Consider the following 13,900-nt stretch of genomic DNA (forward strand, 5'->3'; position numbering starts at 1 on the left):
AACCAACAATAAGCCCATGTGGTGTACGTTAATGTGTAAGTGAATACCCAAACATAACTGTATAACATGATTAAAAAATTTTTGTTTTCTACTCTAATTGCTATTTGTACGCTCTCAGCCGCATTTGCGCAAACAAAAACAAAAGAATCTGGTAAAGAATTAAATGATCCCGACAACCTTGCATCACAATACTTTTCGCAGGTTATGGGTGTTGCGGTAGATGCAACTTCGAATTTAAAACTGTACAAGTTTATTTACGAATGGATCGGAACGCCTTATAGTTATGGTGGAAACACCAAAAGAGGGATCGATTGTTCGGCTTTCACTAAAGCGATTTACGATAAAGTTTTCAACACTACCATCAGAAGAAATTCGCGCGATATTTTTAGTATGGTGGATCCACTGTCTAAAGAAGATTTAAAAGAGGGCGATTTAGTTTTCTTTAAGATTAAAAGCAGAAGTATTTCACATGTTGGTATTTACCTGGGCGATAACAGATTTGCCCATGCATCAAGTTCTCGCGGTGTAGTAATCAGCAACCTGAACGAGCCTTATTACAGCCGCTATTTTTACAAAGGCGGTCGCGTTTTAGAATCGTTTAAGAAAGAATTTACAGTAGAGTAGTTCAGTTAACAGTTGGCCGTTTTCGGTTGACAGTAAAAGACATATACAATCCTCCTAAAGAAATTTTGGAGGATTTTTTTATACCATAAAATCAAGAATGAAGTTTTTCAATACCTTAATCCTTTCTTTCGTCGCAATAGTTATTTTAATCAGCTGCACGAGCAATAATGCACAGATTACCACGCTTGTAGCCAGGCAAGATACGTTAATCAGAAAAATAAAAGATACCATATCCATTACTGCTGTAGGCGATATTATGCTCGGCTCCGCTTTTCCATCTAAAACCAACCTCCCTCCTGATGATGCTTTAAACAGTTTCCAAGCGGTTGATAGTTTGTTAAAAGGAGATATTGTTTTTGGAAACTTAGAGGGCTGTTTTCTCAATTCAGGCAATTCGAACAAATGTAATGGCATTAACCCAAACAACTGCTATGCTTTTAGAATGCCCGAACGCTATGCCGGGATATATAAGAATGCGGGATTTAATGTTTTAAGCATCGCCAATAACCATGTTGGTGATTTTGATGCCAAGGGAAGAAAAAATACGGCAAGGATTTTAGATTCGCTGCAGATCCACTATGCCGGGCAGGTAAACAAACCTTTTGAAGTTTTTGAAAAGGATAGTGTAAAGTATGCATTCTGTGCCTTTGCGCCAAACGAGAATACGGTATCGATTAATAAAATCGACAGTGCCAAGGCTTTGGTTGCCCGCTTAAAATTAATGGCCGATATTGTGATTGTTTCTTTTCATGGCGGCGGTGAAGGTGCAAGGTTTGAACATGTTCCCCGTAAAAACGAAATTTTTTATAAAGAGAACAGAGGTAATGTTTATGCCTTTGCACATGCAGTTATTGATGCCGGTGCCGATGTTGTACTGGGGCATGGCCCGCATGTAACCCGGGCTGTTGAAGTGTATAAAAATAAATTCATCGCTTACAGCTTGGGTAATTTTTGCACTTATGGTATGTTTAGCTTAAAAGGCAATAATGGTATTGCACCCTTGCTTCAGCTAAAAATAAATGCGAAGGGCGATTTTCTATATGCAGATATTGTATCAGTTAAACAGGATAAGGTTAACCGTTTAACTCTGGATGATAATCATGGTGCCTTTAAACGGATTAAAGAATTGACAGATATTGATTTCATCGGCCATCAGCTAAAATTCGCTGATAACAGAATCAGTTTAAAAGATTAATCTTCTCCGACATCAATCTCAATTTATTTCAGAATATTTGCTGTATGAAAAAAGGATTAATACTTCATTATATCATAGGTATAGCTGCCGCAATTTTAGTGCTTGCAGCAGCATACTATATCAACCAAAATCCTGAGAACTTATTGTCTGCAGGAATTATTATCCTGGCGGGTTGCCTGGTTGCTTTTAGCCAGTACCAGATCATCAAACACAAAAAAAAGAAGCAATAGTATAATTGCAACAGGCTACAAAGGCTGCTAATTTTAAAGATGGGATCTATCTTGGGCTAGCCTTGCAGCTGCAGTTATACCTTTCTGCTATCTAAAAGGTAGGAGAAAAGTCTAGTTTAGCTTTCGTCTTTTGTATTCTTCACCAAGCCAATTCCCGATACAAAGAATATAAGTCCGATGATGCCATACACCATCAACCCCCTTGTATTTTCGCTGTGGCTTACAAAGCCATAGCCAGCGTATATCAATCCAATTATACCTAGTACGGTTAATATGGTTCCAAAAGTGCGTTTTACATTCATATGGTTATCTATTAATATGATATATACAAAATATCATCGATTTTGTTTTAAGCAAACAAAGAAGAGGCTGTATCATTAAAAGCAATTTCTCTTTAGATGATGTTATGTCGAGTCTGTCGAAACACCATAAAGGGCTATTAATGAGTCTTTAGCCGAGCTATCAATCACAAGGTTACAATACAGAAATCGTCATCTCGACTGCAGCGCAGCGCAATGGAGAGATCTTTATAGCCAGATTTCTCGACTGCGTTACACTACGCTCGAAATGACGATATTTCTAATCGATTCACTTTTTAATCAGTCGTTTACCACACGCCTAACCGGTTTGCGGGAGTTATATACATTTTCGCTGTTGTAGGAATGTTGAATGCTTTGTAAAATGCCTCCATATTATAAACAGGGCCGTTTACTCGGAACATTTCTGGGCTATGCGGATCTGTTTTTAATCTTACACGCATACTTTCATCGCGGGTTTTGATTCTCCATACCTGGGCAAAGCTTAAAAAGAAACGTTGGTCAGGAGTAAAACCATCAATCTTTTTATCGCCTTTTCCTTGCTCAGTTAATTTAAAGGCATCGTATGCAATGTTTAAACCACCAATATCGGCAAGGTTTTCGCCCAGTGTTAACGAACCGTTTACATGCTGATTATCCAACAATGAGAAGTTGTTGTAAAATGTTTCTACCTTGCCCGCTTTGGCTTTAAATTTATCGGCATCGGCTTTTGTCCACCATTCTTTTAAGTTGCCTACTGCATCGTACTGGCGACCTTGATCGTCAAAACCATGTGTCATTTCGTGACCAATTACAGCACCTATTGCACCATAGTTAATGGCGTCATCTGCGGTAAAATCAAAGAACGGGAACTGTAAAATTCCGGCAGGGAAAACAATTTCGTTGAAAGACGGATTGTAATAGGCATTAACCGTCGGTGGAGTCATTCCCCACTCGGTTTTATCAACATTTTTGCCCAATTTATCCATCATTTCTTTGTAGGCATGTTTACTTGCCGATTGAAGGTTTGCATAATAAGTGTTTTTCGAGACCTCAACATCATCATACTTTTTCCATTTATCAGGATAGCCGATTTTTTTGATAAATGCATTTAGTTTTTCTAAAGCTTTCTTTTTGGTTTCAGGTGTCATCCAATCTACCTTCTGGATTCTTTCTGCATATACTTTCTGTAAATTGTTTACCAGGGTTAACATACGCTCTTTAGCCTCAGGCTTAAAATACTTTTCGGCATATAACTGACCTAAAAGCTCACCTAAATTACGATCGGTAGCATTTACGATGGCTTTCCATCTTTCTGTTGGAGCCTGTTGACCATATAGCGTCTTGGAGAAAAAATCGAATTTAGCATCTCTGAATTTTTTGGTAAAAGCATTGGCCGATCTGTTTAAAGCGTCAAATTTTAATTTTTCTTTCCAGATTTCGATAGGCTGGCTTTTTACCAGGGCTGATAAGGTTTGATAATATTTTGGCTGCCTTACAATAACGGTATCCGTACTTGCCCCCAGCTTACTCAAAACAGATTTCCACTCCATGTTCGGCGTCTGCTTTTGAAAGTCAGCCACCGTCATTTTGTTATAATTTTTCTGTGGATCGCGCAGTTGAACAGGAGTAGAGTGCGACTGTGCAATAGCCGTTTCCAGTTTTAGAATATTGTCGGCATATTTAGCTGCATTGGCAGAATCGCCTGCCAGGCTAAAAATTTTTGTGATGTATCTGATGTACTTGGCTCTGATTTTTTTTGCCTTATCATCCTGTTCTAAATAATAGCTGCGATCAGGCAGGGTAAGACCGGCCTGCGAAAATGATAAAGCATTTTTAGTGCTTAATTTATCATCTGGTTCTACACCAAAGCCCAATAAATCTCCCTCACCATCTTTATAGCCGTCGGCAACAAAATTGATTAAATCCTTATCGTTTTTAATCCCATCTATTTTACTTAAGAGCGGCTTTATAGGTTCGATACCCAATTTCTCAATGGTAAGGGTATCCATTCCGCTGGTATAGAAATCGCCAACTTTCTGTTCGGAACTTCCTTTGGCTGCATTAGCTTTTGAAGCATTTTCAAGAATGCTGTTCAGATTTTTCAGGTTATCGTTATATAGCGTATAAAAAGAACCCCAGCCTGTTTCTGTTTTAGGAATTTCAGTGTTTTTCATCCATTTCCCATTGGCATACAGGAAAAAGTTATCGCCAGGTTTTACAGTGGTGTCCATGCCGGCTTTATCGAAAAATTCGGTACGTGCATTCGCCACATCGGCATCTTGATGGCTTTTATTCTGGCAGGCAGCAAAAAGCAATACGCCGGCCGCCGGAAGAAATAATTTAGTTTTCATTGTATATAAGTTAGTTAGAAAAACTTAAAGCTACAAAATGCCTGATGTAGTTTGTATGAATTTTTTATAACTTCATAAAAAAATCTAATTATGCAATACACCATTTACATTATAGCTGTTGTAGGATTTATTATCCTGTTGAGCTCGTTTGTTACCGTTAAACAGGGAACCATTGCGGTGGTAACCGTTTTCGGCAAGTATCGCCGCCAGTTAAGGCCGGGCTTAAATTTTAAAATTCCATTAATAGAGCAGATTTATTCTCGTATTTCCATTCAAAACCGCTCTGTAGAGCTGTCGTTTCAAGCGGTAACACAAGATCAGGCCAATGTATATTTTAAGGCGATGCTATTGTATTCTGTGGTAAACCAGGATGAGGAAACGATCAAAAATGTAGCTTTTAAGTTTGTAGATGCGACCAACTTAATGCAGGCACTAATCAGGACCATTGAAGGTTCGATCAGGGCTTACGTGGCCACACAAAAGCAGGCAAACGTATTGGCCCAACGCAATGAAATTGTGCTTCATGTTAAGGAACAGATCGATCAGGTTTTAGATGGGTGGGGTTATCATCTTCAGGATCTTCAATTGAATGATATTACCTTTGATGAGGAAATTATGCGTTCAATGAGTCGTGTGGTAGCTTCAAACAACTTAAAAGCAGCGGCTGAGAACGAAGGACAGGCATTATTAATTACTAAAACCAAGGCTGCCGAGGCGGATGGTAATGCGATTAAAATTGCAGCTACAGCCGAGCGCGAGGCTGCACAGTTACGCGGGCAGGGTATCGCTTTATTCCGTGCAGAGGTGGCTCATGGTATGAGTAAAGCCGCTCAGGAAATGGAGCAGGCCAACCTGGATATTTCGGTAATCTTATTTACCATGTGGACTGAATCGATTAAACATTTTGCAGAAAACGGAGATGGAAACGTTATTTTTCTTGATGGCAGTGCCGATGGCATGAATAAAACTATGAAAGAGATGATGGCCATGCAGTTGAATAAACAAACTGAGCCAACAGCGAAGAAAGGGTAGTAACTTTATAGTGCTGTCAGATGTTTCCATCGGACAGTTAAATAGATTAAAATTGTTTAGTGTCGGATAGGAATATCCGACACCACAAAAAATCCAATTACAAAAAAGGCCGCTTTAGTTTTTGCTAAAGCGGCCTTTCCATTGAAATATTTCTTCTTAGTTATTCTTTGGCATCAAGCCTAAGTTCATCACATAGTTACCAGATTGTTGCATAAAATCGCCCATTACCTTTAACGATTCATCTTCAATAAAATCGAAAGCATCTTGCTTGGTAATTTTATCTCCTTTTTTAATGGCAGGTAATCCTCTTAATGCCCTTAATTCATTCTGTCTGGCAAGCGTTTTAGCTTCTTGTGCATCGCGCTCAGCTTTAAGCTTTGCCTCATTTAAGGTGACAGAAACTTCATTGTCACGTTTTTTAAGATCGGCAATGTCTTGTTTCAGGTACTTAAAATCCAATGAGCTTGCGATACGTTGCTCGCTGTTTTTAACCAACTGTGCTTTAACAGGGGTCAGATTAGCAACTGCTTTAAAGCTGGAGCTCGGAATAACGTCCCATGGTAAGGCAGATGATTCAGTATCTTCTCCAATTTTATCCATCGGATAAACTGAAGGGAAAACAACATCAGGTGTTACACCTTTATGCTGCGTGCTGCTTCCTGCAACACGGTAAAATTTGGCCATGGTTAGGTTAATCTGACCTAAGTTAATATCAGCCGGGCTTGCTCCGCTTGGCGATGCGCCAACGGTTTTATCTTTAGAAATTAATCCTGCTACTCTTTGCAACATACTTGGGTTTACCAATTTGTTTAAATCGATAGAAGATTGAACGGTACCTTTACCATAAGTTTGGCTACCCATAATAATACCACGGCCGTAATCCTGTATTGCACCGGCGAAAATTTCTGATGCAGATGCGCTTAAACGATCTACAATTACACCAAAAGGCCCATCCCAGGTTACACCGCTATTTTCATCCTCGTCCACTTCAATTTTACCGCGTAAATCTTTTACCTGGACTACAGGGCCTCTATCTATAAATAAACCAGTTAAAGAGATCGCTTCAACTAATGAGCCTCCACCATTTCCACGTAAATCCATTACGATTGCATTTACCTTGTCGTATGTTTTTAACGAGTCGATTAATTTTCTAACATCGCGGGTAGTGCTTTTGTAGTTTTTATCACCTGCATTTGCTGCTTTAAAATCAGCATAGAACGCTGGTAGGGTAATAATCCCGATTTTATAATCTTTGCCATTACTATTAATGGTTTTAACTTTTTTCTTGGCAGATGTTTCTTCCAAAACAATTTTATCGCGAACCAATTCGATAATAACTGGTTTAGAAGACATTTCTTTTCCAACAGGGATAACTTTTAAACGCACCTTGGTTCCTTTCGGGCCTTTAATTTTCGATACGGTGTTATCCAATCTCCAACCCACTACGTCAACAAATTCTCCATCACCCTGGGCTACAGCAATAATACGATCGCCGGCACTCAGTTGTTTTCCTTTAAATGCAGGTCCGCCAGCAATAATTTCTGAGATTTTAACTACCTCGTTTTCTAATTGTAAACGGGCGCCAATACCTTCGAAAGAACGGGACATATCTTCGTTAAATGCTGCTGCGTTGGTTGGATTAAAATAATTGGTATGTGGATCAATAGATTCGGTAAAAGCATCCATCAAAATCTGGAATACATCCTGATTATTGGTTTTTGAAGTTTGCGACTGTAGGTTCTGATAGCGTTTAGTTAACGTTTCTACGTTCTTTGCTTCAGCTGTTCCAGCTAAATTTAAATTGATCAATTCGTATTTAACACGTTTTTTCCAGGTATCGTTTAATGCTGTTGAAGAAGTTGCCCAAGGCTGCTTCTCTCGGTCATATACATAACTGTCGGTTTGATTAAAATCATATTTAGTTTTAATCTGTGCTAAAGAATAGGTAAAATATTCGTTTAGTCTTTTGGCATAAACATTATAGATGAAAAACGGCCCGCTTAGATCGCCATTTTTGAAATCATCATCCAAAGTATATCTGTATTTTTCAAATTCCTTAATATCCGAAGCCAAAAAGTAATTTTTGCCCTGATCTAAAGACTTGATATACTTATCTAAAATGATCGAAGATATAGAATCGTTGATCTGAATTTTTTTATAATTATAACTCTCAATCAAATTTACAACCTCTTTTATAACAAGTTGTTGCTGCTCATCAGGTTTTACGTTGGTAACACCCTCAACCATTGGCTGAGTTTTAGGTGCAGCATGACAAGCAAGTACTGCCGCAGTAAAAATTACAAAAAATATTCTCTTTAACATCTCTTTAAATGATTTAAAATCCATTTCCAATTCTATATAGCCAATATGATACCATTTTAGCAAAAAAACAAAAAAGAGACAGCATTATTACCGTCTCTTGTTAAAACTTGATCAAATCTAACTAAAAGCTTTTTATTTAACAATTTCTTATGTAGAACGTTGAGCCTTATTTTTTGTTTTGATCGATACTCAAAATTTGACCAATTACAGACCTTTAAGGGCTATATTGTTAGTGATGTAGGAAGATTTAAAGAAAAATAACTATCTAAACTAGCTTGGGTTTACCTTTTTACTTGTGGTTTTGCTGGCGATCATTTCCCTGGCATCTTTGATTTGCGTTTTGTACTGGGTGGTTTTAATCGAGTTGGCAAGCCATTCGGCAGATTTGAGATCTCTCAGGGCAAGCGTAAAATCTTTCTTTTTGATTTTAACCTGAACAATGCCTAAAATAGATTCGATATATGAATTGTTGCTTTTTAGCTGTTTTGCCAATATACCCTGTTGGGTGTAAAACCACATCGATTGGGTATACTTGGTATTTGCCAGATAAACTTTGCCTAAAAGGTTATAGGTGTTCATTACTCCTGCCCTGTTTCCGGTTTTAGAATAATTTTTTAACGCCACATTTAAAAGAATCTGCTCTGCATCAGTGAAACGGCCAAGTTGATAATGCATACTGCTCATCTTGATAACGGCCTGTCCGTACCTGTTGAAGTTTTTTACGGCGTTATATTCGAAAGCGGCTTTGCCAAATAAGGTGAGGGCTTCGTTGTAATCGCCTTTTCGCTCTAAATCTTCTGCTTCCTCAAAAAAAGAATTGCCGTCTTCCAGGTCAAATTTAGATACTGCTATATTTATAGCACTACCGTTAGGTTCTTGGATCTCAGATTTATCTATATTTTGAGCTTGTAGTTGTAATGATGCAAAAAGGCCAATTAAAGCCAATACAATCTTGGTCATGCAACAAAAATAATACTTTAAATCTAATTTCAGCTAAATACCTGTAAATTAACATCAAAAGATGCCCAAACCATGTATGGATGCGAGTCGCAATGGTACACTTCGCCTGCTGCAGAAATGCCTACAACGCCTGCAAAGCCATCAAAAGCTTTAAGTTCGGCAAAAGATTTATCTGATGCTTCCTTTAAAGAAAAACCATCGGTAACACGGGTTACAATTTTTGCGGCTAAGGCACCGCTTACAATATCTTCACCTACTCCGGTACAAGAAATACCTGCATATTGATTGGCATAGTTGCCTGCCACGGTTGCAGAGTCACTCACACGACAAGGGATTTCGAATCCTTTTCCCCCGGTGGAGGTTGCTGCTGCTAAATCTCCATCTGCATCGAGTGCTACACAGCCTACCGTTCCTTTATTGTTCTTTTGGTTTAATTTAGCTTCGTATTCTGATTGGCGCTGTGGGGTAATCGGATTGAAATATTCAAATCCATTTGTTCTGGCAAATTGCTGGGCACCATCACCACTAAGTACCCGGTCATCATATGTTAATAAACTCTGCGCAATCTGTATAGGATTTTTAACATCTTCTACATTAATTACACCACTAAATTTTTCTGTTCTACCATCCATTAGGGCTGCGCTCAACCTCACTTTTCCATCGCTTTGAATCTGCGAACCGATACCAGCGTTAAACAGTTCGTTATCTTCTAATAGTGCAACAGTATACACCACGGTTTCTAAAGCAGTATGTGTTTTCAGATACTCGTATCCGAGCGTAAGAATCGAAGCCAAAGCATCTTGTTTAGCCTTTTTCGTTTCCTGGTTGGTAGACGATTCGCTGAAGAAGCCGCCATGTATGATTAATTTCATTTTTTTGAGTATTGTAGTAAATAAGTAGCGAGTATCAAGATTGGGTAGGTCCTAACTGAAAATCGCCCACTGTTAACTGCCAACTGAATTACCCTACCGGAACAACCTTTGGATGATGGATCACTAAGCTATGGTCTGTTAAATCATAAACGTCGCCATCGCACATTACATGTACTACCATGTTTTTAATTGAAACAGGCTGACCCATCTCTACATCTGTTAAATTGGTATCGGCCATATTGCGGCCATCTACTAAAATTACCATGCCAGAGCCGATTGCTTCCATGGTATGGCCATCAGAGATGAAAAGCCCCGTATCTTCACCAAGACCAATCCCTAATATACCAGGATTGCTGGCAGCAGCATATAACAAGCGGCCAATTCTTCCGCGTTGAACAAAATGTGTATCAACAATAACATCATCAATAAAGCCTAATCCGCCGGTAATTTTAACCTCTCCCTTAAGCAAAGCATCTTTGCTGCTACCCTGATAAATCATGTTTTTAGAGCTTGCGGCCGCCCCTGCAGAAGTACCGGCAATTACTACAGGTTCATTTCTGTATTTCTCTAGTAATATTTGATGGATTTTTGTTCCACCAAAAATTGAAGAAAGACGGAGCTGATCACCACCGGTAAAAATAATTACTTCGGCTGCTTTGATACGTTCATAATTTTCATCAGAATTGGCTTCTTCACGGTTGGTAATGTTAAGCACACCAACATTGTGCACGTCTAATTGTGCATAAGCCTTGATATATTCTTCACCAACCTTTTCGGGCATTAATGATGCTGTAGTGATGATCTCGAAGCGAGATTGAGTATCTCTTAATGATTCTGTAGTAATCCGTTTTAAAATTCCACGCTCAAAAAAATTCATATTCTCAGGCAGTCCGAATTGCGTTTCTGCGAAGCTACCTGTGTTTATTGCGCCACCAATGATGATGAGTTTACCTTTCGGAACCATTCTTTGTGTATTATAATTGTATCAAAAAACCCAAATATATAGGCTTATGATAAAAAACACGACTTTTTTTGTCAAGAATATTCAATTTATTAACAAACGTTAAAATAATCTAACGAAAAATTAACGTTATAGTGCTTGAAGATAAAACAAATAGGCGCTAAAATTGATTTAGGTAAATGGGACATCTAATTTCAAAATAAATGTATAATTTACAGTCATCAATTTCTTTCTAAAAATTGAGTAAAAAGGGCTTTTCCAAATCCTTTTTTAACATAAAAAACGAACAAAACATTACATGAAGATATCAAACATACAAGTATTAAGAGGACCAAACATATGGTCGATTAGCCGAAAGAAATTGATCCAAATGCGATTGGATTTAGAAGATTTGGAGCAAAAACCAACAAACGTAATAGAAGGATTTAGCGAAAGGATTGAGAAGCTCTTACCAAGTATGTTTACACACCGCTGTTCTAAAGGTGTTGAAGGTGGCTTTTTCACCAGAGTAAAAGAAGGAACATGGATGGGGCATGTAATTGAGCATATTGCCTTAGAGATTCAAACACTGGCTGGCATGGAAACCGGTTTCGGTAGAACACGCCAAACTAAAACCGAAGGCATTTACAATGTTGTATTCAGTTATCTGGAAGAAAAGGTTGGTGTTTACGCTGCTGAAGCTGCAGTTAAAATTGCCGAAGCCCTGATCAATAACGAAGAGTACGATTTGGAGCACGACATCCGCAGGATGAAGGAAATACGCGAACTGGAAGCATTAGGGCCAAGTACAGGTTCGATCGTGGAGGAAGCCGTAAGTAGAAGTATTCCATGGATAAGATTAAATAAAAGCTCTTTGGTGCAATTGGGATACGGTAAAAATCAGGTACGTTTTAGGGCTACCATGACCGAAAAAACCAGTAGCATCGCTGTAGATATTGCCAGCAACAAGGAAGAGACAAAACGTTTGCTTACCGAAGCTGCTATTCCGGTAGCCTCTGGAGTAACGATTTCAAATCCTGATGATCTGGAAGCATCTGTTAAAAAGGTTGGATTTCCTTTAGTTTTTAAACCACTTGATGGAAACCACGGTAAAGGTGCAACCATTAATGTGAAAACGATGGAAGATGCGGTTGCCGCTTTCGAATATGCCAAAACCTATTCGAGAAAGGTTATTATAGAAAAATTTATTACCGGTTTCGATTTTAGGGTGCTGGTAATCGATCATAAAGTTATTGCTGCCGCACAACGCGATCCCGCACATGTTAAGGGCAATGGAATTCATACGATCCAAGAATTGATAGATAAGGAGAATGAAGATCCGCGCCGTGGTTATGGTCACGAAAATGTGCTAACTGAAATTGCTGTTGACCGGGATACTTTGGATCTGCTGGCCAAAAAAGAATATACCTTAGAAACTATTCCCGAAAAGGGAGAAGTGGTTTATTTAAAATCTACTGCAAATTTAAGTACTGGCGGGACATCTATCGATGTAACTGACATTGTACATCCACAGAATATTTTTATATGTGAAAGGATTTCGAGGGTAATCGGATTGGATATCTGCGGTATCGATATCATGGCGCAAGACCTTACCCAGCCATTAACCGAAAACGGAGGTGTGGTTTTGGAAGTTAATGCAGCACCAGGATTTAGGATGCACCTTGCACCAAGTGAAGGCTTGCCTAGAAACGTAGCTGCATCGGTTATTGACATGCTGTATCCACAGGGAAAATTGTCACAGATTCCGATTATTGCTGTAACCGGAACAAACGGAAAAACCACTACTACACGGTTAATTGCGCACATTATCAGAAGTAATGGTAAACGTGTAGGTTTTACCACCAGCGACGGCGTGTATGTGCACAACACGATGCTAATGAAAGGTGATACCACTGGACCGGTAAGTGCTGAGTTCATTTTAAAAGATCCAACAGTTGAATTTGCGGTATTAGAAACCGCCCGTGGCGGAATTTTAAGAGCTGGACTGGGATTTAATGCATGTGATATTGGCGTAGTAACCAATATCCAGGAAGATCACTTGGGTATTTCAGATATCCATAATCTTGACGATCTGACCCGCGTAAAAGCGGTTGTGATCGGGGCAGTGCGCCGTAAAGGCTGGGCGGTATTAAATGCCGATAATGGTTATTGCGTTCGCATTGGCAAAGATGCGCGCTGTAATGTTGCTTATTTTAGCATGGATGAAAATAATCCGGTGATTAAAGAACATTGTAGAAAAGGTGGAATTGCCGCCATTTATGAAAACGGATATATTACCATTAAAACAGGCGACTGGAAATTGAGGGTAGATAAAGCCACGCACATTCCATTAACTTTTGGTGGTTCTGTGAATTTTATGATCCAGAATGTGCTTGCGGCAACGCTCGCCACCTATTTATGGGGTTATAAACCTGAAGATATCCGTTTATCGCTGGAAACATTTATCCCTTCTGCAGCACATACGCCAGGAAGGATGAATATTTTCAGGTTCAAAGAATTTAAAGTACTGGTCGATTTTGCGCATAACCCTGACGGATTTAACGGCATAAAAGGTTTCTTGCAAGGTGTAGAGGCTACCGAACATGTAGGTATTATTTCGGCAACAGGAGATAGAAGAGATGAGGATATTATCGAAACTGCCCGCATTTCGGCTCAGATGTTTGATAAAATTTATGTTTGTCAGGAGAAATATCTCCGTGGCAGACAACAACAAGAACTGGTTGACCTGCTGGTAAAAGGCATCAAGGAAGTTGATCCGGATAAAGAGATCATCATTAACAATAAAAGCACAGAATGTTTACAGATCGCGATCGAAACTGCTAAAAAAGGCTCTTATTTAACGATTCTAAGTAACACCATCGATAATACGATCCAGCGCGTTACCGAACATTTAGATCGGGAATTAGAGTCGTAAGTGTGTAGTTTACGCTGCCGCCGATCATCATTTCGAGCGGAATGCAATGAAGCCGAGAACCACGTAGTGCTCAGCGAAGCTAAATCTTTCTTGATAGATCTCTCCATTCCGCATTGCTCCAGTCGAGATGACGAAGCCCT

Annotated in this window: 11 protein-coding genes; 5 read left to right on the plus strand and 6 right to left on the minus strand. The window is 39.1% G+C overall.

The window, feature by feature from the left end; genetic code table 11:
• Nucleotides 1-66: 66 nt before the first annotated feature.
• The 3 genes from J7E57_RS15785 (at nucleotide 67) to J7E57_RS15795 (ending at nucleotide 2,049) form a co-directional block, all read left to right on the plus strand.
• On the plus strand, nucleotides 67-624 hold the full coding sequence (locus J7E57_RS15785; protein WP_029274974.1) for a C40 family peptidase: 558 nt from the start codon (nucleotides 67-69) through the stop codon (nucleotides 622-624).
• 97 nt (nucleotides 625-721) lie between these two features.
• Nucleotides 722-1,819: a CapA family protein gene (locus J7E57_RS15790; RefSeq protein WP_215165875.1), complete on the plus strand. Its 1,098-nt coding sequence runs from the start codon at nucleotides 722-724 to the stop codon at nucleotides 1,817-1,819.
• A gap of 44 nt (nucleotides 1,820-1,863) precedes the next feature.
• Nucleotides 1,864-2,049, plus strand: a complete 186-nt coding sequence (locus tag J7E57_RS15795; RefSeq protein WP_215165877.1) for a hypothetical protein — start codon at nucleotides 1,864-1,866, stop codon at nucleotides 2,047-2,049.
• A 116-nt stretch (nucleotides 2,050-2,165) separates the two neighbouring features.
• Here J7E57_RS15795 and J7E57_RS15800 read toward each other — a convergent pair whose 3' ends face one another.
• Both J7E57_RS15800 and J7E57_RS15805 read right to left on the minus strand, forming a co-directional pair.
• On the minus strand, nucleotides 2,166-2,351 hold the full coding sequence (locus J7E57_RS15800; RefSeq protein WP_029274977.1) for a hypothetical protein: 186 nt from the start codon (nucleotides 2,349-2,351) through the stop codon (nucleotides 2,166-2,168).
• Between the two features lie 305 nt (nucleotides 2,352-2,656).
• Entirely contained in the window at nucleotides 2,657-4,699 is a 2,043-nt protein-coding gene (locus tag J7E57_RS15805; protein WP_215165879.1) for a M13 family metallopeptidase, read from the minus strand.
• A 90-nt stretch (nucleotides 4,700-4,789) separates the two neighbouring features.
• Here J7E57_RS15805 and J7E57_RS15810 point away from each other — a divergent pair, with 90 nt between their 5' ends.
• On the plus strand, nucleotides 4,790-5,731 hold the full coding sequence (locus J7E57_RS15810) for an SPFH domain-containing protein (protein ID WP_215165881.1): 942 nt from the start codon (nucleotides 4,790-4,792) through the stop codon (nucleotides 5,729-5,731).
• A 156-nt stretch (nucleotides 5,732-5,887) separates the two neighbouring features.
• On the opposite strand, the gene J7E57_RS15815 is transcribed toward J7E57_RS15810, so the two are convergent.
• From J7E57_RS15815 to J7E57_RS15830, 4 genes are all read right to left on the minus strand, one after another.
• Nucleotides 5,888-8,053 (minus strand): carboxy terminal-processing peptidase, encoded by a 2,166-nt coding sequence (locus tag J7E57_RS15815; protein ID WP_251029936.1) that lies wholly within the window; start codon nucleotides 8,051-8,053, stop codon nucleotides 5,888-5,890.
• Nucleotides 8,054-8,323: 270 nt separating this feature from the next.
• Nucleotides 8,324-9,013, minus strand: coding sequence for a hypothetical protein (locus tag J7E57_RS15820; RefSeq protein ID WP_215165893.1), 690 nt, complete (start codon nucleotides 9,011-9,013; stop codon nucleotides 8,324-8,326).
• Between the two features lie 29 nt (nucleotides 9,014-9,042).
• Nucleotides 9,043-9,885, minus strand: a complete 843-nt coding sequence (locus J7E57_RS15825) for an isoaspartyl peptidase/L-asparaginase (protein WP_215165900.1) — start codon at nucleotides 9,883-9,885, stop codon at nucleotides 9,043-9,045.
• An 88-nt stretch (nucleotides 9,886-9,973) separates the two neighbouring features.
• Complete coding sequence (locus J7E57_RS15830) at nucleotides 9,974-10,849, minus strand: cyanophycinase (RefSeq protein ID WP_215165903.1); 876 nt, start codon at nucleotides 10,847-10,849, stop codon at nucleotides 9,974-9,976.
• Nucleotides 10,850-11,144: 295 nt separating this feature from the next.
• On the opposite strand from J7E57_RS15830, the gene cphA reads away from it, so the two are divergent.
• Entirely contained in the window at nucleotides 11,145-13,760 is a 2,616-nt protein-coding gene (gene cphA, locus J7E57_RS15835) for a cyanophycin synthetase (protein ID WP_215165905.1), read from the plus strand.
• The last annotated feature ends 140 nt before the right edge of the window (nucleotides 13,761-13,900 follow it).

The organism is Pedobacter sp. ISL-64 (genome assembly GCF_018613605.1).
Classification (GTDB): domain Bacteria; phylum Bacteroidota; class Bacteroidia; order Sphingobacteriales; family Sphingobacteriaceae; genus Pedobacter.